Source organism: Amycolatopsis sp. NBC_01286 (genome assembly GCF_035982555.1).
Lineage (GTDB): Bacteria > Actinomycetota > Actinomycetes > Mycobacteriales > Pseudonocardiaceae > Amycolatopsis.
In genome coordinates this window covers 977,134-1,000,311 of record NZ_CP108428.1, presented here as the reverse complement: position 1 = coordinate 1,000,311, position 23,178 = coordinate 977,134, and the positions used below count along the sequence as shown (strand labels likewise).

25 protein-coding genes are annotated in these 23,178 nt (G+C 71.9%); 15 read left to right on the top strand and 10 right to left on the bottom strand.

Going from position 1 to position 23,178, the window contains the following annotated elements; genetic code table 11:
* The first annotated feature begins 63 nt into the window (after positions 1-63).
* Positions 64-1,221 carry an FAD-dependent oxidoreductase gene (locus OG570_RS04685; protein ID WP_326955737.1) on the top strand — a complete coding sequence of 386 codons (1,158 nt, stop codon included), beginning with the start codon at positions 64-66 and terminating at the stop codon, positions 1,219-1,221.
* A 52-nt stretch (positions 1,222-1,273) separates the two neighbouring features.
* Here the strand turns inward: OG570_RS04685 and OG570_RS04680 are convergent, their stop codons facing one another.
* Positions 1,274-2,140, bottom strand: a complete 867-nt coding sequence (locus OG570_RS04680; RefSeq protein WP_326955736.1) for an esterase/lipase family protein — start codon at positions 2,138-2,140, stop codon at positions 1,274-1,276.
* A 104-nt stretch (positions 2,141-2,244) separates the two neighbouring features.
* Here OG570_RS04680 and OG570_RS04675 point away from each other — a divergent pair, with 104 nt between their 5' ends.
* Complete coding sequence (locus OG570_RS04675; RefSeq protein ID WP_326955735.1) at positions 2,245-3,447, top strand: PucR family transcriptional regulator; 1,203 nt, start codon at positions 2,245-2,247, stop codon at positions 3,445-3,447.
* Here the strand turns inward: OG570_RS04675 and OG570_RS04670 are convergent.
* Complete coding sequence (locus OG570_RS04670) at positions 3,444-4,850, bottom strand: nitrilase-related carbon-nitrogen hydrolase (RefSeq protein WP_326955734.1); 1,407 nt, start codon at positions 4,848-4,850, stop codon at positions 3,444-3,446. The two genes, OG570_RS04675 and OG570_RS04670, sit on opposite strands and share 4 nt — an antisense overlap.
* A gap of 220 nt (positions 4,851-5,070) precedes the next feature.
* Between OG570_RS04670 and OG570_RS04665 the strand changes: the two genes are divergently transcribed.
* Both OG570_RS04665 and OG570_RS04660 read left to right on the top strand, forming a co-directional pair.
* Positions 5,071-6,195, top strand: coding sequence for an inorganic phosphate transporter (locus tag OG570_RS04665; RefSeq protein ID WP_326955733.1), 1,125 nt, complete (start codon positions 5,071-5,073; stop codon positions 6,193-6,195).
* An 8-nt stretch (positions 6,196-6,203) separates the two neighbouring features.
* On the top strand, positions 6,204-6,425 hold the full coding sequence (locus OG570_RS04660) for a hypothetical protein (RefSeq protein WP_247061331.1): 222 nt from the start codon (positions 6,204-6,206) through the stop codon (positions 6,423-6,425).
* Here OG570_RS04660 and OG570_RS04655 read toward each other — a convergent pair.
* Positions 6,407-7,168, bottom strand: coding sequence for a hypothetical protein (locus OG570_RS04655; RefSeq protein ID WP_326955732.1), 762 nt, complete (start codon positions 7,166-7,168; stop codon positions 6,407-6,409). The genes OG570_RS04660 and OG570_RS04655 overlap by 19 nt on opposite strands.
* Positions 7,165-7,374, bottom strand: coding sequence for a hypothetical protein (locus OG570_RS04650; RefSeq protein WP_160698997.1), 210 nt, complete (start codon positions 7,372-7,374; stop codon positions 7,165-7,167). Before OG570_RS04650 ends, OG570_RS04655 begins: the two co-directional genes overlap by 4 nt.
* A 41-nt stretch (positions 7,375-7,415) precedes the next feature.
* Here OG570_RS04650 and OG570_RS04645 point away from each other — a divergent pair, with 41 nt between their 5' ends.
* The 3 genes from OG570_RS04645 to OG570_RS04635 are packed head-to-tail and all read left to right on the top strand — an operon-like array spanning position 7,416 to position 10,421.
* The gene (locus tag OG570_RS04645) at positions 7,416-8,123 is read left to right on the top strand and encodes a dienelactone hydrolase family protein (protein ID WP_326955731.1); all 708 of its coding nucleotides are present in this window, start codon (positions 7,416-7,418) and stop codon (positions 8,121-8,123) included.
* A gap of 46 nt (positions 8,124-8,169) precedes the next feature.
* Entirely contained in the window at positions 8,170-9,750 is a 1,581-nt protein-coding gene (locus OG570_RS04640) for a sensor histidine kinase (RefSeq protein ID WP_326955730.1), read from the top strand.
* Positions 9,747-10,421 (top strand): response regulator transcription factor, encoded by a 675-nt coding sequence (locus OG570_RS04635; RefSeq protein WP_326946475.1) that lies wholly within the window; start codon positions 9,747-9,749, stop codon positions 10,419-10,421. The genes OG570_RS04640 and OG570_RS04635 overlap by 4 nt, the downstream gene beginning before the upstream one ends.
* Here OG570_RS04635 and OG570_RS04630 read toward each other — a convergent pair.
* Positions 10,366-11,493, bottom strand: coding sequence for an FAD-dependent monooxygenase (locus tag OG570_RS04630; RefSeq protein WP_326955729.1), 1,128 nt, complete (start codon positions 11,491-11,493; stop codon positions 10,366-10,368). The genes OG570_RS04635 and OG570_RS04630 overlap by 56 nt on opposite strands.
* Before the next feature lie 49 nt (positions 11,494-11,542).
* On the opposite strand from OG570_RS04630, the gene OG570_RS04625 reads away from it, so the two are divergent.
* On the top strand, positions 11,543-12,097 hold the full coding sequence (locus tag OG570_RS04625) for a TetR/AcrR family transcriptional regulator (protein ID WP_326955728.1): 555 nt from the start codon (positions 11,543-11,545) through the stop codon (positions 12,095-12,097).
* 48 nt (positions 12,098-12,145) lie between these two features.
* Here OG570_RS04625 and OG570_RS04620 read toward each other — a convergent pair whose 3' ends face one another.
* The 4 genes from OG570_RS04620 to OG570_RS04605 all read right to left on the bottom strand — a co-directional run bounded on the left by OG570_RS04620 (position 12,146) and on the right by OG570_RS04605 (position 17,099).
* On the bottom strand, positions 12,146-12,910 hold the full coding sequence (locus OG570_RS04620; protein WP_326955727.1) for an ABC transporter permease: 765 nt from the start codon (positions 12,908-12,910) through the stop codon (positions 12,146-12,148).
* Positions 12,907-13,821, bottom strand: coding sequence for an ATP-binding cassette domain-containing protein (locus tag OG570_RS04615; RefSeq protein WP_326955726.1), 915 nt, complete (start codon positions 13,819-13,821; stop codon positions 12,907-12,909). Before OG570_RS04615 ends, OG570_RS04620 begins: the two co-directional genes overlap by 4 nt.
* 69 nt (positions 13,822-13,890) lie before the next feature.
* Positions 13,891-16,272, bottom strand: a complete 2,382-nt coding sequence (gene hrpB, locus OG570_RS04610; RefSeq protein ID WP_326955725.1) for an ATP-dependent helicase HrpB — start codon at positions 16,270-16,272, stop codon at positions 13,891-13,893.
* Positions 16,269-17,099, bottom strand: coding sequence for a glutamate ABC transporter substrate-binding protein (locus OG570_RS04605; RefSeq protein WP_326955724.1), 831 nt, complete (start codon positions 17,097-17,099; stop codon positions 16,269-16,271). Before OG570_RS04605 ends, hrpB begins: the two co-directional genes overlap by 4 nt.
* Before the next feature lie 67 nt (positions 17,100-17,166).
* Between OG570_RS04605 and OG570_RS04600 the strand changes: the two genes are divergently transcribed.
* The 6 genes from OG570_RS04600 to OG570_RS04575 all read left to right on the top strand — a co-directional run bounded on the left by OG570_RS04600 (position 17,167) and on the right by OG570_RS04575 (position 20,962).
* The gene (locus OG570_RS04600; RefSeq protein ID WP_326955723.1) at positions 17,167-17,694 is read left to right on the top strand and encodes a DoxX family protein; all 528 of its coding nucleotides are present in this window, start codon (positions 17,167-17,169) and stop codon (positions 17,692-17,694) included.
* A 72-nt stretch (positions 17,695-17,766) separates the two neighbouring features.
* The gene (locus OG570_RS04595) at positions 17,767-18,510 is read left to right on the top strand and encodes a DsbA family protein (RefSeq protein ID WP_326946483.1); all 744 of its coding nucleotides are present in this window, start codon (positions 17,767-17,769) and stop codon (positions 18,508-18,510) included.
* Positions 18,511-18,621: 111 nt separating this feature from the next.
* On the top strand, positions 18,622-18,951 hold the full coding sequence (locus tag OG570_RS04590; RefSeq protein WP_326955722.1) for a hypothetical protein: 330 nt from the start codon (positions 18,622-18,624) through the stop codon (positions 18,949-18,951).
* Positions 18,948-20,072: a C40 family peptidase gene (locus tag OG570_RS04585; protein ID WP_326955721.1), complete on the top strand. Its 1,125-nt coding sequence runs from the start codon at positions 18,948-18,950 to the stop codon at positions 20,070-20,072. Before OG570_RS04590 ends, OG570_RS04585 begins: the two co-directional genes overlap by 4 nt.
* 9 nt (positions 20,073-20,081) lie before the next feature.
* Positions 20,082-20,462 carry a YbaB/EbfC family DNA-binding protein gene (locus OG570_RS04580; protein WP_326955720.1) on the top strand — a complete coding sequence of 127 codons (381 nt, stop codon included), beginning with the start codon at positions 20,082-20,084 and terminating at the stop codon, positions 20,460-20,462.
* 5 nt (positions 20,463-20,467) lie between these two features.
* Positions 20,468-20,962: a YbaB/EbfC family nucleoid-associated protein gene (locus tag OG570_RS04575; protein WP_326955719.1), complete on the top strand. Its 495-nt coding sequence runs from the start codon at positions 20,468-20,470 to the stop codon at positions 20,960-20,962.
* A 57-nt stretch (positions 20,963-21,019) separates the two neighbouring features.
* Here OG570_RS04575 and OG570_RS04570 read toward each other — a convergent pair whose 3' ends face one another.
* On the bottom strand, positions 21,020-21,211 hold the full coding sequence (locus OG570_RS04570) for a hypothetical protein (RefSeq protein ID WP_326955718.1): 192 nt from the start codon (positions 21,209-21,211) through the stop codon (positions 21,020-21,022).
* Between the two features lie 135 nt (positions 21,212-21,346).
* Between OG570_RS04570 and OG570_RS04565 the strand changes: the two genes are divergently transcribed.
* Positions 21,347-23,173: a glycoside hydrolase family 3 protein gene (locus tag OG570_RS04565; RefSeq protein ID WP_326955717.1), complete on the top strand. Its 1,827-nt coding sequence runs from the start codon at positions 21,347-21,349 to the stop codon at positions 23,171-23,173.
* Positions 23,174-23,178 lie beyond the last annotated feature (5 nt).

The window sequence follows — 23,178 nt, the reverse complement described above, 5'->3', positions numbered from 1 at the left end:
TCCGGGCACTCGTTCCAGCGCTCACCCGTGCGTCCCTTCATCGCCAGCGACGAAGGGACAAGTGTGTCTGTCATCATCATCGGTGCCGGGATGGGTGGCCTGAGCCTCGCCCAGGGCCTGCGCCGCGCCGGAATCGCCTGCCAGGTCTACGAACGCGACGCCGCGCCCGGCGCGCGGGTGCAGGGGTACCGGCTGCACATCGACCACGTCGGCGACTCGGCGTTGCGTGAAGTCCTACCACCTGAGCTGCACGAACTCTTCCGGGCGACGGCCGGCCGGGCGCTACCGGCCACGCAGATCTACGACGAGCGGCTGCGGCGCGTCGACGAGCTGGTCCTCAACGAAACCGGGCCCCACCTCAACATCAACCGCTTCACCGTGCGCCAGATCCTGCTGCACGGCCTGGATGTGCGCTACGACAAGCGGTTCACGCACTACACGGCCGACGCCGGTGGGGTGACCGCGCACTTCGCCGACGGTACTTCCGCGCACGGTGAGCTGCTGGTCGGCGCGGACGGCGTCAACTCGCCGGTGCGGCGCCAGTACTTGCCGCACGCCGAGGTCGTCGACACCGGGCTTCTCCAGCTGTACGGCCGGATTCCGCTCACCGCGCACACGAGGAAGCTGTTCGACCCCGAGATGTTCGCGGTGTTCTCGATGGTCGTCGCCCCCGACCGGACGATGGTCGGGTTCGCGCCGGTCGACTACCCGGAGCCCGTCGCCGAGGCGGCCGCGCGGCTCGTGCCGGGGCTCGAGCTGCGGGACCACGAGCCGTACATGACGTGCGCGGTCGGAGCGCGTCGTGAGGTCGTCGGGCTGAACGACGCCGAGCTGGCCGCGTTGACGCCGGCCGAGCTGCAGGAGCTGGCTTTGGGGCTGGTGAAGGACTTCTCGCCGCGGGCCCGCGCGATGGTCGAGCACTGGGACGACACCGCGACGTTCCCGCAGCCGATCCGCACGAGCGTGCCGATCGAGCCGTGGTCACCGTCGCGGGTGACCCTCGTGGGCGACGCGATCCACGCGATGAGCCCCGCGGCCGGCGCGGGCGCCAACACCGCGTTGCGTGACGGTGCGGCGCTGGCGTCCGCACTGGCCGAGGCTCCGCTGCTCGACGCCGTGGCGGCGTACGAGTCCGCGATGGTGGACTACGGTTTCGCGGCCGTCCGGGAGTCCGCCGCGAACGGCCGGCGGTTCATGGGCCAGAACCCGCTCCCGGTCTGACGCCTCGTGAGTGTTTAGGGCGGTTAGAACCGCCCTAAACACTCACGACCGGCTACAGCGGCAGGATGAACGGCGTGCAGCGCGGCTGGTAGCGGGAGTCCAGCGCGTGCAGGATCAGGCCGGTCACGTTCGGGTCGACGGCCTGGCCGAGGTGCCCCGAGACGTCGGTGCGGCAGAAGTCCTGCAGCACGATGTCCGTCGCGCCCGGCTCGTTGAGGATGCCGCTGGTGTAGGGCGTGACGACCTCGTCGTAGCGGCTCACAATGCTCGTGTACGCCGGCCCGGCGACGTGCACGCCGCCGCGGGCGAGGTCGTCCAGGAACGCCGTGGGCGCCAGGTATTCAGTGCACGAGCCGCACGCCGTCGTCAGGATCCCCCGCAGGCCGGGGACCGTGGCGAGGAGGCCTTTCGCGAGCGCGTCGAGGCCGCCGAGCGTGGTGCCGCGGTAGTTCGCGCCGAAGCCGACGAAGTGCGCGACCTTCGCGGCACCACCGCCGAACTTGAGGTAGTACGCGGGCATCGTGCTGCCTTCGGAGTGCCCGACGATGTCGACCTTCGCCGCGCCGGTCGTGCTCCGGACGCGGTCGACGAACCGGCCCAGCTCGGCAGCGCTGTCCCGCATGGACGCGAGGCCGCCGACGAGCGGGCCGAGCACGCCGGTGCCGTAGGTCAGCGAGTAGACGCAGTAGCCCTGCGCGGCGATCTTCGGGGCGTGGAAGAACCAGTTGACGGTGTCGTTCGCGCCGAGGCCGTGCACGAGCACGACGGGCTGGGGGTGCTGCGCGGAGGGCTGGCACGACCAGTTGTTCCAGCCGCTGCTCGGCGCCGCTTCGGCGACCGCCGGAGCCGCGACGCCGAGAGTGACCGCCGCGACGAGCGCGGTCAGGATTCGCTTGACACCGCCGTTGGTGACCCGCATTTCCGTTGCCTCCAGTTACCCGTCAGTAAGTGATTCCTGTCATGATGTGGCACAACGGGTCGTCCGCGACATGGGACGACGCTCAGAGTTGGACGGGGCCGGTTGTGACGGATGACAAAGCGTTCCGGGTCGGCGGCCAGAACCTGGCCGACCGGCTGACTGGCGCGCTGCCGGCGCTGACCCGTGCGGTGATCGAGGAGCTGGTCGCCCGGCTCACGGCGTACCGGCTGATGCCCGGCGAGGAGCTGGCCGGCGACATCAGCCGCGTGATCGAGCAGAACCTGCGCTCGTTCGTCGGCGTGCTCCGGTCGAAGACGCTGCCGACGGCGGCCGAGGTCGCGTTCCTGCGCGAGTCGGCGGCCCGGCGCGCGGAGGAGGGCATCCCGATCGAGGTGGTCCTGACCGCGTACCACGTCGGCATCCAGGTCACCTGGGACACGACGACCGCCGACGCGCGGCCCGAAGACCTCGCCGACGTCATGGCGGTCAACGCGCTCCTGCTGCGTTACCTCGAGCTGATCACCCCGGCCGTCGCGGCGGGTTACCTCGCGCAGCAGCAGTCCATCTCCGGTGACGAGTACTCGGCGCGGCAGAGCCTGCTGGCCGCGTTGCTCGGCGGGGAGCCCGCGCAGGCCGCGGCCGACCAGGCCGGGCTGCGGCTGCCGCCGTCCTACCTGGTCGTGGCGTTCGGCTTCGGCGCGCACCCGGACGAGGCGTCGGCCGACGTCGACCCGCTGGTCGCGGCCCGCCGCAAGCTGCGGCGGCTGCGCGCCGAGCTGGAACGGCAGGTCCGCGAGCCGATGCTGACGTCGTTGACCACGGACGGCGGGCTGGCGCTGCTGCCCGAGCGCGACCGGCCGTGGCTGGACGGCGTGGTCCGGGAGATGGCCCGCGCGGCGGCCGTCCCGGTGACGGCGGGCGTGGTCGTCACCGAGCCCGACGGCGTCGCCGCGGCCGCCCCCTGCGCCCGCCGGATCCTCGCGGTGGCCCGGACGTTCGGCCGCGCGCCCGGCGTGTACCGGCTGGACGACGTCGTGCTGGAGTACCAGCTGTCCTGCCCCAGCGAGGCCCGCGACCGGCTCGCCGAGATGCTGGAACCGTTGTCCGGCAAGGCGGATCTCCTCGACACGCTGCGGGCGTACCTGCGCCTCGGCGACCGCCGGACGACCGCGGCGCAGCTGCACGTCCACCCGAACACCGTCGACTACCGGCTGCGGCGGGTCCAGGCGCTTACCGGCCTGGACCCGACGTCGACGGCGGACGTGACACTGCTCGGCGCGGCCGTGGTGGCCCGCGCCGCGGACTAGGCGTCGACGCGTTCCCGGCTCGCCGCGGCCGCGATGCCGGCCAGGGCCAGCAGCCCGCACAGCCACGCGAACCAGTCGCCGAAGCGGGCGTACGGCGTGCCGCCGCTGCCGAGCGGGACGTCGGCCGTCACCACCGAGAACGGCTGGTCTCCGGTGTGGGTGTCGGCGAGGACGCGGCCGTGCGCGTCGGAGAGCATCGGCGTCCCGCGGGACGCGCTCCACGCCACCGAAAACCCGTTCTCGACGCCGCGGATCAGCGCCGTGCGGCTGTGTTCCCAGCCGTCGACGTCCTCGTCGGACGCCGGGATCAGGACCAGGCCGGTGCCGGCCGCGCCGTAGTCGCCGCTGGGGTTGCCGAAGTTGACGTCCATGCAGACCAGCAGGCCGATCTTCGCCGGCCCGGCGAGGTACGCGAGGTCCGTGCCGTCGGCGATGTTCTTCGAATCCCCGTTGTGCCACTTGTGGAACTCGACCGCCGGCCCGGACGGCGGGACGTCGAGCGCCGCGTTGAACCGGCCTTGCGACGTCGTGTCGTAGACGCCGGTGACGACCTCGACGCCGGTGCGGCGGAGCTGCTCGGTGAACCCGGCCCGGGACGCGTCGTCCACCGCGAAGGCCGCTTCCGGGAGCACCGCGACGCGCACGCCGTCCGGCAACGTGCCGATGGCGTCCACATAGGACTGGAGGAGCGCGGCGCCCTGCGGCGTCGTGACGTCCGTGGCCCAGGCCGCCTGGGCCGGGGCGATCAGCGCGACCTTCACCGTGGTCCCGGCGGGGCTGCTCAGCCGCGCGGTGCTCCAGAAGAACAGCCCGGTCAGCGCGGCGGCGACCGCCACCACCGAGACCAGCCGGGACCGGCCCGTGACGCCGGGCGCGCAGATCGCGGCCACCGCGGCCGGGACGGCCAGCACCAGGAACTCGACGCCCCAGCCGCCGGTCACCGACGCGAGCTGCAGGACCACCGGCCGGTCGGCCTGGGTCGTCATGAACGTCCCCATCAGGCCGGTCGGGTTCAGCAGGGAGACCGCGTACAGCGCGACGGTCCACAGGCCGGCCGCGGCGAGCACCGCCAGCACGGCGTGACGACGGCGCACCAGCAGCCGGAACAGGCCGACGGCCAGTGCGAACAGCACCGCGCTGCCGGCGAGGATCGCGATCGCGGCCGGCCGCGGGACGGCCAGCGAATGCCAGAAGTAGCTCCAGGTGCCGGTGCTGCCCGCGGCGTAGGCGACGAACGCGCAGAGCGCCGCCGTCACCCCGGACACCCGCGGCGCGAGCAGCAGGATCGGCAGTGGTGCGAACCACGCCAGCGCGGCGACCGGGTCCAGCCCCGTGCCGAAGAAGAACAACACACCCGACGCCACTGTCGCGGCGATCGGCCAGCCCGGCCCCAGTCTGCTCATGACCCGACGGTCGCAGGGGCGGCGGCGGGCCGCACTGGGCCGCACCACCCTCTTCGTGGTCGGGCTGGCCCTACCTGCCGGAAATGGGCGGATCATCCCGGTAAGCGCTTTCGGGTTCATGGAGTGTTCAGGGAGCCGTCACACCACCGGGATCGGGTTCCGGCCGGCCGATCCGTAGCGTTGCTCACGAACAGCCTCCGGCGACGGAAATGAGCCCCGCATGGACTTCTCGCTGATCGTGCTGGTGGTGATCGTCGCGGCGCTCGCCTTCGACTTCACCAACGGCTTCCACGACACGGCCAACGCGATGGCCACGTCCATCGCCACCGGCGCCCTCAAGCCGCGGGTCGCGGTCGGGGTCTCCGCGGTGCTGAACCTCGTCGGCGCCTTCCTGTCGGTGGAGGTCGCGAAGACGATCTCCGGCGGGATCGTCGACGACACCAAGGTGACGCCGGTGATCATCTTCGCCGGCCTGGTCGGGGCCATCGTGTGGAACCTGGTGACCTGGCTGATCGGGCTGCCGTCGAGCTCGTCGCACGCGTTGTTCGGCGGGCTGATCGGCGCCACCTGGATCGCGTCGGGCTCGGACGCCGTCCACTTCGGCAAGGTCGTCGAGAAGGTCCTCATCCCGGCGCTCGCCTCGCCGATCGTCGCCGGGCTCGTCGCGACGCTGGGCACCTTCCTCGTCTACCGGATCACCGCCCGGGCGAAGAAGGACACCGTGGGCCGGACGTTCAAGGCCGGTCAGATCGCCTCGGCGTCCCTGGTTTCGCTCGCGCACGGCACGAACGACGCGCAGAAGACGATGGGTGTCATCACGCTGACGCTGATCGCGTCCGGCTCGCTCGCGCCGGGCTCGAACCCGCCGATCTGGGTGATCCTGACCGCCGGCACCGCGATCGCGCTCGGCACCTACCTCGGCGGCTGGCGGATCATCCAGACGATGGGCAAGAAGCTCACCGAAATCCAGACGCCGCAAGGATTCGTGGCCGAGACGAGTGCCGCGGCCGTCATCCTCACCTCGGCGCACCTCGGCTTCGCGCTGTCCACCACGCACGTCTGCTCGGGCGGCATCATCGGCTCCGGCCTCGGCCGGCGGCTCGCCGAGGTCCGCTGGGGCGTCGCCGGCAAGATGGTGGTGGCCTGGGCGTTGACGCTGCCCGCGGCCGCGATCGTCGGCGCGATCGCCGCCGAGGTGTCGACGCTCGGCACCTGGGGCACGGTCCTGATCGGCCTCGCCGGCGTCGTCATCGCGGTGGGCATCTACCTCGCGTCGCGGCGGAACCCGATCAGCGCCAACACCATCACCGAGCCCGAGCCGGCCCCGCAGCCGGCCAACGTCTGAGGAGCGCCGTGAACATCGATTGGGGTTCCCTCGGTCTCGTCTTCGTCGTCGCGCTCGCCTCGGTGGTCGTGCTGACGAGCCTGTTCTCCTTCGGAGTGGTGGGGCTCTCGCAGCGCGAATCGGCCCGTGAAGCGGGTGGCTCGGGCACCGGCCCGCTGGCCGGCGCGATCCTCTGCTTCGCCGTCTGCCTGGCGATCGTCGGTTACGGGATCTACTTGATCGTCGCCTGAGCGCGTTCCCGGAGGCCGTCCGGGAGCCCGCCGAGCATCGGGGCCAGGGTGTTCCGGCGCTCGGCGCTCAGGTGGTTCAGCATGTCCAGCGCCGGCGTCCAGAGGTCTTCGTCGGCGCCGGCCGCGGTGATGACGCGGCCGAGGCGGTGGGCCGGGAGCAGGCCGACGACGTGGTCGATGCGGTTCTTGTCGTCGAGGACGAACGCGATCCGCAGCAGGCCCGGGTCGTCGATCTCCTCGAGGCAGCGCCGGACGGTCGGGTCCGGGAGGTGCCCGACGAACCGGCCCAGCGTGATCCAGTCCGCGCGGTCGGCCAGTTCGGCCGCGACGGCGAGCACGGTCTCCAGGGGGATGCGCGAGATGATCGCGCTCGCGCGGCGCGGGTCGAGGTCGGCCGCGACCTCCGACAGGAACCGGGGGCTCAGGCGCTTCGCGACGTCGACGCCGCGGGCGACGTCGACCACGCCGGCGATCCGGGCGCACAGCAGCGGGCCGAACACCTTCTCGGCGATCTTCGCCAGCACCGCGCCCGGCACGATCCGCGCGGCGAGCGCCATCCGCTGCAGCACGGCGAGGTTCGCGTCGAACAGCGTGTCGGTGACGCGCTCGCGGAACACCCGCAGGTCGCCGGCGTCGACGCGCGCGAGGTACTCGAGCCGCTCCGGCTCGACGCCGAGGACGCGGGCCAGCTTGAGGATCTCGGCTTCGGCCTCGTAGTTGTCGGTCGCAGCGTTGTCAGTCACAGTCCGACTGCCTTCCGGACCGCGCCGCGCAGCAACGCGGGGACGTACCGGAGGCCTTCTTCGCCCGCCTCGGCCAACGCCTTCGCCTGCCGTCTGCGCGCGTCGCGCAGTGCGTCGGCGAGGTCCTGCCGCTCGTGCTCTTCGAGGGCCTCGATGCCTTCGGGGAGGTCGCCGCCCAACTGATCGGCGAGGGTGCGCTCGGCCATGGTGGATCATGATGCAGCACCGGGGGCGCTACCGTGCGGATATGAGCATCGAGACGTCCACCACCCGTGTCGGCGACCTCTCCGCGTACCTGGCCCGCCCGGCCGGTGGCTCCGAATCCGGGATGCTGCTGCTGCCGATGATCACCGGCATCGGCGAGCAGGTCCGGGCCTGGGCCGACGAGCTCGCCGGCCGCGGGATCACGACGTTGACCTGGGACGTCTTCCACGGCGCGAGCACCGACAACACCTCCCGCGAGGACCTCGGCGCGAAGCTCGGCGAGCTGTCCGACGAGGTCGCGCTGACCGAGCAGACGGCGTTGCTCGACCACCTGCTCGGTGACCTCGGCTGCACGTCGGCCGGCGTCATGGGCTGGTGCCTGGGCGGCCGGTTCGCGCTCCTGCTCGCCGCCCGTGACCAGCGGCTTTCCGGCGTCGTCGCCTATCACCCGACCGTCCGCGACCCGCTGCCGCCGAACCACACCCTCGACACGGTCGCTTTGTCGACAGCGATCACCGCGCCGGTGCTCGTCTCGTACCCGGAGGCCGACACGGTCGTCTCGCACGAGACGTTCGACCGGCTCCAGGCCGCGCTGCAGTCCCGTGCGACGGGCGCGACGTTCACCCAGCACTTCCCGGGCGCCGAGCACGGCTTCAGTGACTCCTCGCGGCACGGCACCGCGGTCAACGCCGACGCGTTCGCGCTCTCCTGGCCGCAGACCCTGGCCTTCCTGGACGCCCTGAAAGGTTGACTTTCGGCAGTGGTCGCCGCCGCGGCCCGCTTGTAGCGTCGCTTTTGTGCAGGAGGTGACGAGGCGACGGTGGCGGGTGGTGTTCGACGCCGTCCTCGCGCTGTTCCTGGCGTTCATCGTCGTCTCGGACACGGTGGACACCCGGGCGTACTGGGAGATGGCCGGCGGTTTCGCCGTCGTCCTTGGCTCGGTGGCCACCGCCCGGCGTCACCCGGTCGTGTCGCTCGGCATCGCGCTGGTGGGGACGCTGGTCGTGCCGTTCCCGTACGGCAACCGCCTGCCGGTCTGGGTGGTGTTCGTGCTGGTCGCGATGTGCTACCAGGCCGGACTGCGGATGCCGCGGGCGCGGCCGGGCCTGCTGCTCGGCGGCGCCGTCGCGGTGCTCGGCCTGCCGCTCTCGCTGCTCGTCGGCGAGGACGGCCTCGGCGACTGGGCCGAACTGGTCACGATGCTGGTGTTCGCCGGGCTGTCGCCGTGGCTGCTGGGCCGCTACGTCCGGCTGCGCGGGGAGCTGGCCCGCACCGGCTGGCGCCGCGCCGAGGAGATGGAGAGCCGCCAGCGCCTGGTCGCCGACCAGGCGCGGCTGCGCGAGCGCGCGCGGATCGCCAGCGACATGCACGACTCGCTGGGCCACGAGCTGAGCCTCATCGCCGTCCGCGCGGCGGCCCTGGAGGTCGCCGGCGGCCTCGACGACGGCCGGCGCGGCGCGGCCGCCCAGCTGCGCACCAGCGCCGCGGCCGCCACCGAACGGCTGCGCGAGATCATCGGCGTGCTGCGCGAGGACGCCGCGCCCGTCGAGCCGGTGCAGGGTGACCTCGGCGAGCTGATCGCGCGGGCGCGGGCGTCCGGGCTGCTCATCGACTCCACAGTGGACAGCGCGCAGGCGCCGCCGATGGTCGCCCTCGCGGCCCACCGGGTCGTCCAGGAAGCGCTGACGAACGTCGCGAAGCACGCGCCCGGCGCCGCCGTGACGGTCCGGGTGACCAGCTCCGGCGCGCAGACCGAGGTGAGTGTCGTCAACGCGCCGCCGCCCGCCGGGCCGCTGCCGGGCGCCGCGTCCGGGCACCGCGGGCTGATCGGGCTGCGCGAGCGCGTCCGGCTGGTCGGCGGCACGCTGCAGGCCGGCCCGCACGCGGGCGGGTTCGCCGTCACCGCGACGCTGCCGCACGACGCCGCGCCGGTCGAGGAGACCGCGGAGCTGCGGGAGGCCGCCGACGACGCCGTCGGGCAGTCGACGTCCGCGCGGGCGCTGGAACTGGCGCGGCGTGACGTCCGGCGCAGCCTGATCCAGGCCGTCGGCATCCCGCTCGGGCTGTTCGCGGTGGTCATCGGGGTGGCCGGGATCGCGTTCCTGTACCTGTGGAACTCCTCGGAGCTGCCCGGTCCGGTCTACGACCGGCTGCGGCTCGGGCAGCCGCGCGCCGAGGTCGCGCCGCTGCTGCCGGGCACCCAGCGCAGCGCTCGGCCGACGCGCGGCGAGCCGCCGCTGCCGCCGGTGCCCGGGGCCGCGTGCGAGTACTACGGCACCGGAAGATCGTTCCTGAACAACGACTACGCCGCCTATCGGCTGTGTTTCGCCGACGGGAAGCTGGTTTCGAAGGACGAGTTCGCCGAGGGGGTTTCGTGATCAGGGTCGTGCTGGCCGACGACGAGGCGTTGATGCGTGCGGGGGTGGCGGCGATCCTGGCCGCGGACGGCGGCATCGAGGTCGTCGCCGAAGCCGCCGACGGGCGCGCGGCGGTCTCCCAGGTGCTGGCCACGCACCCGGACGTCGTGCTGCTCGACATCCGGATGCCGGTGCTGGACGGCCTGGGCGCGGCCGCCGAGATACGGCGGCTGCGGCCCGCGACCGGCGTCATCATGCTGACGACGTTCGGCGAGGACGACTACATCGAGCGCGCGCTCGGCCTGGGCGCGGGCGGGTTCCTGCTCAAGTCGGGCGACCCGCGTGAGCTGCTGGCGGGCATCCACGCCGTCGCGGACGGCGCCGCGTTCCTCTCGCCGAAGGTGGCACAGCGGGTCATCGCCCGGCTGTCCGGCGGCCGCCTCGCGCGCGCGTCGGCGGCCCGGTCGCGCATCGCGTTGCTGACCAACCGGGAGCGGGAAGTGCTGGTGTTCATCGGATCCGGACTGTCCAATGCGGACATCGCGGCGAAGCTGTTCGTCGTCGAGGGCACGGTGAAGGCGCACGTCAGTACCATCCTGACCCGGCTCGGCGTGAAGAACCGGGTGCAGGCGGCGATCACGGCGTACGAGGCGGGACTGGTCGGGGGAGACCCGGCGGCTGCCAGCCACTGATCCCGGCGCCGATCCGGGCCGTGGCTTTGGCCGGGGTCAGTCTCAGGAGCGCGTTGCGCAGTGTGGTGGCGACGGGGTTGGTGAGCTGCGGGCCGATCTTCCCGGCCCGGACGGAGTCCCTTGCGACTTTCTGGCTGCGGGGTCTGCGTTCCTGGTCGTACTTCGTTAGTCCTTTTTGGATTGTGTCCTCTGTGGACATGGCGTGGGCGAGCACGACGGCGTCTTCGAGAGCCTGGCAGCCGCCCTGGCCGAGGAACGGCGGCATCGCGTGGGCGGCGTCGCCGAGAAACGCGATCTTTCCCCGGACGTAGCTGGTCAGCGGCGTGCCGAGGTAGTAGAGGTCGTGGTGGAGGATGTCCGCGGCGGGCGTCGCGTCGATGAGGGCCGGGATCGGATCGTGCCAGCCGCCGAAGTGCTGCTGGAGGTAGGCCTTGACGTCGGCGGGGCGTTCGCCGGCCCGGGCGACGTAGGAGATCCACCAGTAGACGTCCCCGTCGACCAGCGGGAGGACGCCGATCTCGGCGCCGCGATCCCAGCTGGTGCTCAGCGGCGTCCCTGGTCGGTGGGCGACGCCGCGGAAGGCGGTGCTGCCGCTGTAGACCGGCTTCGGTCCCTTGGTGATCCGGCTGTTGATCCCGTCGGCGGCGACAACGAGGTCGGCGTGGAGTTCTCCGCCGGTGTAGCGCACGAAGCCGTCTTCGCGGACTTCGGTGACTTCGGCGCCGGTCTCTATCGCCTCTCGGGGCAGTGCTCGCGCGAGCGCGTCGATGAGATCCCGGCGATGGATCGCGGCCAAGGGAAGCCCGTGGTGCCTGGTGAAGGCGGCCGCGTCCCAGCCGGTGATCCGTCGGCCGCGCTTGTCGCTCAAGCCGCCGTCGCGCTGTTCTTGCAGGGGAGCTTGGACGTCGAGGACATCGAGGCAGCGCTGGGCGTTCGGCCAGAGCGAGATCCCGGCGCCGACGCTGGTGATCTCGGGTGCTTTCTCCAGGACGGTCACGTCCCAGCCGACCCGGCACAGCCCGACCGCCGCCGCGAGCCCGCCGATACCGCCGCCGACCACCACCGCACGCATAGCTCCTCCTCTACAGGTGTAGAGGACTCTACACCTGTAGAGTGGGTTCGTGGATCGTCTTTCGGCAATCGGTGACGCGGCGATCGAGGTGATCGCGGCGGAAGGCATGCGCGGCTTGACCCACCGAGCGGTCGACCGGGCGGCTTCGCTGCCCGCGGGGTCGACGTCGTACTACGCGCGAACCCGGGGCGCGCTGCTGGAGCTGGCGATCGACCGGATGGTCACGCTGGACAACGTCGACTTGGAGCCACCACCGGGCCGCTTGGCGGAGTTCCTGGCGGGCTTCGTCCACGCGGCGATCACCGTGGGGCGGACGCGAATGCTGGCGCGGTACGAGTTCGCGTTGGAGGCAACCCGCCGCCCGGAGCTGCGAACGGCGTACGACAAGGGCGGCTTGCTGATCCGCCGTCGTTGCGCATCGGTCCTGGCCACCGCAGGCTCCTCAGAACCAGACCGCCACGCGACGGTCTTGGTGGCCTGGCTGGACGGCGCGATCTTCGACGCAATCGCGGGCACGGGCTCTCTCGCGCCGCCGTCGCGGGCCGCACTGACCCGCGGCGCCCGGGAAGTGCTGGCGGGCTTGGGGATCTCCTCAAGTCCGTGAATGCCACATCGAGGGACATAGCGTCCCTCAATGTGGCATTCACGGACTTCAGGCGTCCCGGCGGCTCAGCACCGCAGTGCCTGCGACCAACGCCACCGCGGTCCAGATCGCGCAGATGAGCAGCCCCACCCAAGGTGCGTACGGCGCCGCCGCCTGGGTGATCGGGTTCGGCTGTCCCGCCTCCACCATGGCGTTCACCCCGGCTATCCCCGGGAAGTACGGCACCCAGCCCGGCAACCCCAGCGACGCCACGATCAGCGGCAGCGGTACCAGCGCCACGATCACCGTCACCAGCGTCCCCGCAGCGCTTCGCAGCGCCCAGCCCACTCCGGTGCACAACAGGCCGAGCAAGGCGAAGTATCCGCCCATGCCCACAGCCGTCGTGAGGGCGCCCGCGACGGACGTCGGCAGGCCGTGACCGTCCTTCACCACACCCGCCAACGCCATTCCCGAGACCGACAGCGCCACGCCGTAGACGAACAGCACCGGCAGTAGCACCGCCGCCTTTGCCAGCACCACCCGTGAACGCACCGGCGTCCACAGCAGGGTCGACCGGATGCCGCCGCCCGTGTACTCGCTTGTCACGAACAGCGTCGCCAGCGCGATCACCGCGAACTGCGTCAAGTAGAAACCGCCGCCCAGGGCGATGGTGTTGGCGCCCATCGGGTCTTCGCTGTCGTAGCGCTGGGCGATCGCCGATACCGCGCTGTAGAACGCCATCAGCGCGGCTCCGGCGATCAGCGTCCACCAGGTCGCGCGGACCGACCAGAACTTCGTCCACTCCGAAGAGACCACAGACACCGCCGTCGTCATGCCGACACCCCGTACTCCACCGAAGAAGCGGTCAGTTCCATGTACGCCTGCTCGAGTGACGCCGTCCGCTCGGCGAGGCCGTGTACCCGGATGCCCAGCTCGTGCACCAGGTCGCCGACGCGGGTGACGTCGATGCCGTCGACCACCAGCTCGGCCGGCGCGTCCAGGTCCGTGTGGGCGCCTTCGGCTCGCAAGCGGCGGGACAGCGTGTCGCGCTCGGCGGGGTCCGGGACGCGCACCGAGACCGTCGTGCGGGAGTTGCCCGCGATGAACTCGGCGACCGGCGCGTCCGCGAGGAGCTTTCCCTTGCCGATCACCACGAGGTGGTCGGCCGTCAGCTGCATCTCGCTCATCAGGTGGCTCGAGACGAACACCGTCCGCCCCTCGCCCGCCAGGGAGCGCATCAGCTGCCGCACCCAGCGGACGCCGTCCGGGTCGAGGCCGTTGACCGGCTCGTCGAACAGCAGCACGCCGGGGTCGCCGAGCAGCGCGCCCGCGATGCCCAGCCGCTGCCCCATGCCGAGCGAGAACTGCCCGGCCCGCTTGCCCGCGACGTCCGAAAGCCCGACCGTCGCGAGCACCTCCTCGACCCGCGACGCCGCGACGCCGTTGCTGCGCGCCATCGCGAGGAGGTGCTTGCCGGCGCTGCGGCCGGGGTGCAGGGCCTTGGCGTCGAGCAACGCGCCGACCTCGCGCAGCGGGTGCCGCAGCTCGGCGTACCGCCGCCCGCCGACGCGCACTTCGCCGGCCTGCGGGTGGTCGAGCCCGACGGTCATCCGCATGGTCGTCGACTTCCCGGCGCCGTTCGGGCCGAGGAACCCGGTCACCTGCCCGGCCGCGACGTCGCAGGTGAGCGCGTCGACGACGGTCTTCTCCCCGTAGCGTTTGGTGAGTCCCCTGAGCGTGATCATGCCACCCAGTCTGGGATTTCCCCGGCGCCACGACATCGGCCGACGGTCGCGGGCCGCCCCCGACTTTCGTCAGGTGCGGCGCCGCGTGACGTGCCGCGTCGGGGTGGCGGTCGCCGGGTCCTCGGGCCACGGGTGCTTCGGGTAGCGGCCGCGCAGGTCGGCGCGGACCGCCGGGTAACCGTTCGTCCAGAACGACGCGAGGTCCGCGGTGATCGCCGCCGGGCGGCCGGCGGGGGAGAGCAGGTGCAGGACGACGGGGACGCCGGCGAGTGTGGGCGTGCCGGTCCAGCCGAACGTCTCCTGCAGCTTGACGGCCAGCACCGGCTGGTCACCGCCGTAGTTGACGCGGATGTGCGAGCCCGTCGGCACTTCCAGCCGTTCCGGGGCGAGTTCGTCCATTTTGGACGCTGTAGGCCACGGCAGCAGGGCCTTCAACGCGGTACCGGCGTTGACGTTCGCGAGGTCCGCGCGGCGGCGGGCCGCGGAGAGGTCCAGCCAGCTGTCCACATCGGACAACAGTGCGGCGTCGTCGACGGCGGGCCACGGCGCGCCGAGCACCCGGTGCAGGAACGCCATCCGCTCGCGCAACCGGGTCCCGTCGGCGGTCCACTTCAGCAGGCCGAGACCTTCGGCTCGCAAGCCCGCCACCAGCGCGTCGTGGACGTTGGGGTTCTTCAACGGCCGCGACGCCAGTGTGATGGCGCCGAGCCGCCGGACGTGCCGGGCGACGACGTCGCCGTCGGCCCAGGTCACTTCGTCCACTTCGGACACCGAGCCGGCGCGCACGGCGAGGCGCTCGTCGGCGGCCGCGGCGAGCCGGATGGTGCCGTGCACACGCCCGGGATCACGGGTCGCTTCGGCGATGGCCAGCCACGCGGAGTCCAGGCCGCTCCCGGGCGGCAGCTCGGCCGCGGTGCCGCCGGCCATGAGGTAGACGGGCTCGCCGCCCGGACGTCGCCGCGCGAGCCGTTCCGGGTGGGCCAGGGCGACGATCAACGCGGGATCGGGCTTGCCCTCCCCGGTGACCAGCCGCGAAAGCCGCTGGGCCTCGCGCTTCCAGCGTCGCGCCGCGTCGTCGCTCGCGCCGCGCAGCCGCCGCAGCTCCGCGTCGACGTCCGTCAGCTTGCCGCCCGCGTCGAGCAGCGCCACGACCTCCGCCGCGTTGCGTGCGCCGACCGCCTCCGCGCCGTCCAGCAACGCCCGGGCCAGCCGGGGGTGCAGCCCGAGGTCGGCCATCCGGCGGCCGCGCGCGGTCACCGTGCCGTCCGGCGCCGTCGCGCCCAGGGTGGCCAGCAGCGCGCGGCCCGCCGCCAGCGCGCCTTCGCCGGGCGGGTCCCACCAGGCCAGGCCGCTGCCGTCCGGCGTCGACCAGCACGCCAGCTCCAGGGCCAGCCGCGCCAGCTCCGCCGTCCGGATCTCCGGCTCGGGGTACGCGGGCAGCGTCGCCTGCTCGTGCTCTGCCCAGCAGCGGTACACCCGGCCCGGCGCCTCACGTCCGGCTCGGCCGGCTCGTTGCGCGGCCACCGCCGCCGACACTCGGACCGTCGCCAGGCCGGGCAGCCCGCGCCGGTGGTCGACGCGCGGCACCCGCGCCAGCCCCGAGTCGACGACCGCGCGCACGCCCGGCACGGTCAGGCTCGACTCGGCCACGGCCGTCGCCAGCACGACCCGGCGTCGCGCACGCGGCCGCAGTGCGTCGTCCTGCTGCGCCGCGGTGAGCCGTCCGTGCAGCGGCAAGACGTCCACATCGGACAGATGCAAGAGTCCGGACGTCCGCGCGATCTCGCCCGCGCCGGGCAGGAACGCGAGCACGTCACCGTCCCCTTCGGACAGTGCGGTCCGCACCGCGCGCGCCACCGCGGGCTCGGCGCGTTCGTTCCGCGCAGGCGGCAGGTAGGACGTCGTGACCGGGTAGGTCCGGGCGGACGCCTCGATCACCGGCGCGTCGCCGAGCAGCGTGGCCAGCCGGCCGGACGCCACCGTCGCCGACGTCGCCAGCAGCCGCAGGTCGTCGCGCAGCCCGGCGCGGACGTCCAGGAGCAGCGCGAGCAGCAGGTCCGCGTCCAGGTGCCGCTCGTGGCACTCGTCCAGCAGCACCGTCGCCACCCCGGGCAGCTCCGGGTCGCCCTGCACGCGCCGCACCAGCAGCCCCGACGTCACGACCTCGACGCGCGTGCGCGAGGACACCTTCCGGTCGCCGCGCACGGCGTACCCGACGGTCTCGCCGACCGGCTCGCCCAGGATCGCCGCCATCCGCCCCGCCGCGGCCCGCGCGGCCAGCCGCCGCGGCTCGGCGACGACGACGCGGCCGTCGCCGGACATCAGCGCGAGCGGCACCAGCGTCGTCTTGCCGGTGCCGGGTGGCGCCACGAGGACCGCGGTGCCGTGCGCGTCCAACGCGGCGAGCACGTCGGGCAGCACGGCCCGCACGGGCAGGTCGGGCAGCTTCACTTCTCGGTGACCTCGGGGGGTGGTGGGAGCTGGTAACCGGACGGGCCGATGTTCGCGTTGAGCGAGCGCAGCCATTCACCCGAAGAGACCATCTTGCCGATCGCGTCGTCGATCTTGCTCACCCCCTGCGTATCGCCCTTGCGCAGGCCGACGCCGTAGTTCTCCTTCGAGAACGGCTTCCCGACGACCTTCAGCAGCTCGGGGTCCCGCGCGACGTAACCCGCCAGGATGACGCCGTCGGTCGTCACGGCGTCGATCTGCCCGGCCAGCAGCGCCGTGACGCAGTCCGGGTACCGCGGGTACTCGACCAGCTGGACGGCCTGGGCGAACTTGTCCTTGACCTGCTGGGCGGGCGTCGAGCCGGTCACCGAGCAGAGCTTGCGCGAGTTGAGCGTCTCCGGCCCGGTGATGTCGGCCGCGGTGCGCCGGACCAGCAGGTCCTGGCCGGTCGTGAAGTACGGCCCGGCGAACGACACCTGCTGCTTGCGCTTGTCGGTGATCGAATAGGTCGCCACGACCAGGTCGACCGTCCCCGAGGCGAGGTCCGTCTCGCGCGTCGCCGACGTCGTCTCGCGCCACGTGATGTCCTTCGCGTCGACGCCGAGCTCACCCGCCACAAAAGTTGCGACGTCGACATCGAACCCGACGAACCGGCCGTCCACGGTGTGCTCCGACAGGCCCGGCGCGTCGAACCGGATGCCGATGGTCAGGTGATCCGTGGCACTGGCGCGGGCCACCACGGAGTCGGTCGGCGAAACGTGGGCGGGACCGCACGCGGTCGCCGTGACCAGCAGCAACGCCGAAAAGACCAGCACGCGCCACCGCATCCCGCCGCTCCCTCCGCCCCCGCCGGGCCCTCACGAAGTTCTCAGGTCCTCCCGTTAGCCTAAGTGCGTGGTGCGACCGTCCCAACCCGTACTGGACGCCGTCGGCACGCTCGCCCGGCTCGGGCTCGCGGCCGTCTGGCTCGTTTCCGGTGCCGTGAAGCTGGCCGATCCGGGGCAGACGTTGATCGCCGTCCAGGCGTACGACGTGCTGCCCGGCGCCCTCGTGAACGTGGTGGCCGTCGCGCTGCCGCTCGTCGAGCTCGTGCTCGGGCTGTTCCTGTTCGCGGGCCTGGCGACCCGGTGGGTCGCCGGCGCCGCGCTGGTGCTGCTCGTGGTGCTCATCGCCGGCATCGCCCAGTCGTGGGCGCGCGGGTTGAGCATCGACTGCGGGTGCTTCGGCGGCGGCGGCCAGGTGGCGGCGGGGCAGACCGAGTACCCGCAGGAGATCCTCCGCGACTCCGGTTTCGCGCTGCTGGCCGGCTGGCTGCTGGCGCGGCCGCGCACCTGGCTGTCGATCGACGGCTGGCTGGCGCGAGGTCGTGGGAACTCTGTCGAGCCCGGGCCCGACTACTCGGGTATCGCGGAAGGGAACTGATACACAGTGGGTGGAGCTGAGCGGACCGCTCGGAAGCGTCGTCAGGCCGCACAGGCCGGGGGAGCGAGGGCGGTGGCCCAGGCCAGGGGCGCGTCCGGCGACAAGCGGAAGTGGATCATCGGGATCGCCGCCGTGGTCGTGGTGGCCGCGCTCGTGATCGGCGGCGTGATCTGGACGATCTCCGACAAGAACAAGACCGAGGGCCAGGTCATCAACCCCGGCCAGGCCACCACGTCGCTGGCCGCCGACGTCACGCAGAAGCGCGACGGCGTGGCCGTCACGGTCGGCAAGACCGGCGCGAAGTCCACGATCGACGTCTACGCCGACTTCCTCTGCCCGATCTGCGGCACGTTCGAGAAGAACAACAAGACGCAGATCGAGCAGGCGGTCAACGACGGCAAGCTGGCGGTGCGCTACCACATGGTGCCGCTGCTCAACGACCGCTCGAGCCCGCCCGGGTACTCGCTCGACTCGGCGAACGCGGCGCTCGCCGCGGCCGACGCCGGCAAGTTCCTCCAGTTCCACGACGCGCTGTACGCGAACCAGCCCGAAGAGGGCAAGCGCGGTTACGACAAGGCGCAGCTGATCGACCTGGGCAAGAACGTCGGCATCACCGACCCGAAGTTCGCCGAGACGGTCAACGCCGGCACCTACAACGACCAGATCAACGCCGCTTTCCAGCAGATCTCGACCGACCCCAAGCTGGCGCAGGACTTCGGCGGCGGCCAGAGCGGGTTCGGCACGCCGACGGTCACCTCGAACGGCGCGATCGTCAACTGGCAGGACCAGAGCTGGCTCACCGGGGTGCTCGGCTGAGTCCGGGCAATTCGCCCACTCGGGTACGTAACCTGGTCTAGGCTTGATCCCGCAGGGTGGGGAACCAGGGGTGGCGCGCGCACGTCGCATCCCTGGTGACAGGGAGGGCCAGTGGACGGTTCGCATTCGGGGTTTCACGTCGACGACGGCGCGTACACGCGGTACGCGCGTGAGGTCGACCCGCTCGGTGAAGACGTCAAAGGCGCGGCGGACAAGCACGTCGGCCCGCACGTCGGGGTCGGCTTCTCCGACATGGGCGCGGAGTCCGGCCTGACCGGCGCCTACACCGGCCGGATGCGGACGCTGCAGGAGAAGCTGCACCGCGTCGGCGGCGGCTGGAGCGCGATGGGTGACGCCGCCCGCCGGACCGACCGCAACTACGCCGGCGTCGAGGCCGAGCACAGCGACGTCGTCCGGCGCCTCGGGACGGATCTCACGTGACCGAGCACGCCGACCTGCTCGTCCGGCACGGCCTGGACACCACGAACCAGTTCGCGGACAAGCTGCACCACGACCCGGCCGCCATCAGCGGCGCGCGCGACGGGCACGTCGCGCTGCAGACGTCGATGGGCAAGACCCACGACACCGCGTCGGCGCAGCGCGTCAACCTGACCTCGGCCAGCTCCGGCTCGACGACCGACCGCGCGACGGCGACGTCCAAGAGCCTGGAGCAGGAAGTCCAGGACCTGCTCGACGAGAGCGCCGAGATCGAGCGGGCCGTCGCCGAGGCCGCCGAGACGCTGAACCTGGGCCAGATCAAGAACGACCAGGTCCGCGACCAGATCATCAAGGAGATCTCGGCGTCGATGAAGGCGCTGGCGGCGGTCAAGGGCATCCAGCCGCCGGAGAGCCGCGGCGCCGCGTCGCGCGACATCCTGATGAAGCTGCAGACCAGGATCGGCCAGCTGACCGGCCAGGCCGCGACGTTCAGCGAGCAGACGATCAACCAGCTCACCGACATCGGCACCAAGCTGGGTGGCGGCGAGCAGACGACGTCGGCGAGCAGCGCTCCGCCGACGAAGGTGGCTTCGTCCTTCAACAGCAACAGCGGTTACTCCGGCGGCGGCTCCGATGGCGGGGGCGGCGGCGGTGGGGGAGGCGGCGGTGGTGGCGGCGCCGTGCACAAGCCGCGGCTGCCGGTCGCGGTCCCGCCGCAGCCCGGCACCGGCGTCGGCATCAACCTGCCCGGCGGCAAGACCGTCATGGCGCCCAACGAAACCGCCGCGAAGGCCGTGCGCAACGCGCTTTCGCAGCTCGGCGTGCCGTACGTCTGGGGCGGCACCGCGCGTGGCCAGGGCCTCGACTGCAGCGGCCTGACCATGACGTCGTACCAGGACGCGGGCCTGCAGCTGCCGCGGACGGCGGCGCAGCAGACGGTGGGCGCCGAGGTGCCCTCGATCGACCAGCTGCTGCCCGGCGACCTGGTCGTCTGGTCCGGGCACGTGGCGATGGTGATCGGCGACGGCCAGATGGTCGAGGCCGGCGACCCGGTCCAGATCAGCAAGATCCGCACCACGAACGCGGGACAGTCGTTCATCGGGTTCTACCGGCCGACGGGGTAACTTCGCATCGTGGCTGACTTCGACATGGACCTGGCGGCGGCCCGCGTCTCCGAACAGGCGGACCGGGCGGGCGCGGACGCTGCCGCGCGCTTCGAGCGCTCGGGTCCCGTGGTGGGCAAGGCCGCTTCGGGAGACAGCACCATCGAGGTCCAGGTCGCGCCGGGCGGGCTGCTGACCGGCCTGACGATCCACCGGTCCGCGCTGCGGCACGGGTCGGCGGTGATCGCGGACCAGATCGTCGAGCTGGCCCAGCGCGCGACCCGCCGCGCGGGCGACAAGATGTACCACGCGCTGGCGCCGGTCGTGGACGCGTCGCAGCTCGAGGCGCTCGGCTACGAGCCGATCCCGGACGACGACCCGGACGCCGAGTCCGTCTCCTACGGAAGGTGAGCGCGATGCCCACGACGCGTCAGCTGATTTCCCAGGCCCGGGCGCGCGAAGAGGCGCTGGCGCGGGTGGACGAGCTGCTCGCTTCGGCGTCCGGCACGGCCCACGACCACGACGGCCAGGTCGAGGCGACGGTCGACGGCCGCGGCAAGCTCCTGCGGCTGTGGCTGGCGCCGTCCGCGGTGAACCTGGGCGAGCGGCTGGGCCCGCTGGTGGTGGAGATCGCCCGGGCGGCCATGCGCGAGGCGACCCAGGACGGCTACAACAAGGTCGCGCTGCTGCTGGGCGAGGACATGACGTTCATGATCGAGCAGATGACGGGCATGCCCGCCCCGGCCCGAGCCGAGGACGACGACCCGGGCATGACGGTCGAGGAGTTCCAGCGGCTGCGGGAGGAACGCCTGGGTTCCGCGCCCGCTGCTCCCGCACCTGTTTCGAGTGTCGAGGACGAAGACGCGTACTGGGATTCCTTCGACCCGGCTTCGCTGCGTTCGGACCGCTGACCGGCGCTGAGCAGCCCCCGTTTTCCACGCTACCGGTGAGGACCGACAGTTCCCGGTTCAGTTGAGCTGGGCCGTGGAGCTGGCGCCGTCCAGTACTGATCGACGTCCAGCATGCCCCTCGGGCAGCGAGCCGTCGGCGGAACGCAGGATCTGCAGCCACCGGCGTTCGCCCGTGGCCAGGTGGCGGATCAAGCCGCCCAGCGTCAGGTCGCCGACCGTCGTGCGCTTCGCCGCGCCGGAGTCGGCCAAATTAGGCCGGAAGGTGACCGGAAAGCGCAATCCCGCTCAGTGGCAACCGAGTTCGCTCAGAGGTCTGGACCAACGTTGAAAGCCTGTGTCTTAATTCAAGGCGTGAATTTCGGTCTCTCGACGAGGAGGACCCGGATGGGTCTCGGACGCAGACTGGGTATCGGCGCGCTGGCCCTCGGGCTCCTGGTGACGTCGGAAACCCCGGCTCTCGCCGGGAACGGCCCGGCCTACAAGGACTCCTGGCGGCCCGTCAAGGTCCGGGTGGCCGATCTGCTCGGCCGCATGTCGCTCGACGACAAGCTCGGCCAGATGATGCAGGCCGAACGCCTCGGCGTGAAGTCGCCGGCCGACGTCACCACCGGGCGGCTCGGCTCGCTGCTCTCCGGCGGCAGCTCGCAGCCGACCCCGAACACGCCCGTCACCTGGGCCGACATGTACGACGGCTTCCAGAAGGCCGCCCTCGCCACGCCGCTGGGCATCCCGCTGATCTACGGCGTCGACGCCGTCCACGGCCACAACGGCGTCTACGGCGCGACCGTCTTCCCGCACAACATCGGCCTCGGCGCGTCCCGCGATCCGCAGCTGGTCCAGAAGATCGGCCGCGCCACCGCGGAAGAGGTCTCCGGCACCGGCATCGACTGGGACTTCGCGCCCTGCCTGTGCGTCGCCCGCAACGACCGCTGGGGCCGCACCTACGAGTCGTTCGGCGAGGTCCCGCAGCTGGCCACCGAGATGTCGACCGTCATCACCGGCCTGCAGGGCCGCTCACTCGACCAGCCCGGTTCGGTCATGGCCACCGCCAAGCACTACGTCGGCGACGGCGGCACCACCGGCGGCGTCAACGAGGGCAACACCGAGATCAGCGAGCAGGAGCTGCGCGCGATCCACCTGCCGCCGTTCAAGGCCGCCGTCGACCGCGGGGTCGGCTCGGTGATGATCTCCTACAGCAGCTGGAACGGCGTCAAGATGCACGCCGGCTCGTACCTGATCAACGACGTCCTCAAGAAGGAACTGGGCTTCAAGGGGATCGTCGTCTCGGACTACAACGGCGTCGACAAGATCGACGGCAAGACCGGCTTCACGCCGGAAGAGGTCGAGGCCTCGATCAACGCCGGCATCGACATGGTGATGGTGCCCTACGACTGGCAGAAGTTCATCGACACGCTCCGCACGCTGGTGCAGCAGGGCCGCGTGCCGCTGTCGCGCATCGACGACGCGAACCGCCGCATCCTCACCAAGAAGTTCGAGCTCGGCCTGTTCGAGCACCCGCTGACCGACCGGCGGTTCCTGAAGACCATCGGCAGCAAGGAACACCGCGACCTGGCGCGCCAGGCCGTCCGCGAATCCCAGGTGCTGCTGAAGAACGACCACCACGTGCTGCCGCTCTCGAAGCGGGACAAGATCTTCGTCGCCGGCAAGAGCGCCGACGACATGGGCAACCAGTCCGGCGGCTGGACGGTCGGCTGGCAGGGCACCAGCGGCCCGGTCATCCCCGGCACCACGATCCTCCAGGGCATCAAGAGCACTTCCTCGAAGGTGGCCTACGCCAAGGACGGCACCGGGATCGACCAGAGCTACGACGTCGCCGTCGCCGTCGTGGGGGAAACACCTTACGCCGAAACGAAGGGTGACCGTCCACAAGGGATGGGCCTGGACGACGCGGACCTCGCGACGCTGCAGAAGCTGAAGGACTCCGGCGTGCCGACGGTCGTCGTGCTGGTGTCCGGGCGGCCGCTCGACGTCGCGGCGCAGGTGGGGGACTGGGCCGGGCTCGTCGAGTCGTGGCTGCCGGGCAGCGAGGGCCAAGGCGTGGCCGACGTCCTCTTCGGCGGTTACAACCCGACCGGGAAGCTGCCGGTGACCTGGATGCGCAGCGCCGACCAGCAGCCGATCAACGTCGGTGACGGCCAGCCCGCGCTGTTCCCCTTCGGCTACGGCCTCCACTACCCGCGCCATTGGTGATCGGT

Excerpts from the sequence above, each read along its gene's own strand:
- OG570_RS04605 (WP_326955724.1), bottom strand. The coding sequence starts at position 17,099 with ATGCGGTGGCGCGTGCTGGTCTTTTCGGCGTTGCTGCTGGTCACGGCG.
- OG570_RS04565 (WP_326955717.1), top strand. The coding sequence starts at position 21,347 with ATGGGTCTCGGACGCAGACTGGGTATCGGCGCGCTGGCCCTCGGGCTC.
- OG570_RS04665 (WP_326955733.1), top strand. The coding sequence starts at position 5,071 with ATGGACTTCTCGCTGATCGTGCTGGTGGTGATCGTCGCGGCGCTCGCC.
- OG570_RS04630 (WP_326955729.1), bottom strand. The coding sequence starts at position 11,493 with ATGCGTGCGGTGGTGGTCGGCGGCGGTATCGGCGGGCTCGCGGCGGCG.
- OG570_RS04620 (WP_326955727.1), bottom strand. The coding sequence starts at position 12,910 with ATGACGACGGCGGTGTCTGTGGTCTCTTCGGAGTGGACGAAGTTCTGG.
- OG570_RS04575 (WP_326955719.1), top strand. The coding sequence starts at position 20,468 with ATGCCCACGACGCGTCAGCTGATTTCCCAGGCCCGGGCGCGCGAAGAG.
- OG570_RS04650 (WP_160698997.1), bottom strand. The coding sequence starts at position 7,374 with ATGGCCGAGCGCACCCTCGCCGATCAGTTGGGCGGCGACCTCCCCGAA.
- OG570_RS04645 (WP_326955731.1), top strand. The coding sequence starts at position 7,416 with ATGAGCATCGAGACGTCCACCACCCGTGTCGGCGACCTCTCCGCGTAC.
- OG570_RS04670 (WP_326955734.1), bottom strand. The coding sequence starts at position 4,850 with ATGAGCAGACTGGGGCCGGGCTGGCCGATCGCCGCGACAGTGGCGTCG.
- OG570_RS04680 (WP_326955736.1), bottom strand. The coding sequence starts at position 2,140 with ATGCGGGTCACCAACGGCGGTGTCAAGCGAATCCTGACCGCGCTCGTC.
- OG570_RS04615 (WP_326955726.1), bottom strand. The coding sequence starts at position 13,821 with ATGATCACGCTCAGGGGACTCACCAAACGCTACGGGGAGAAGACCGTC.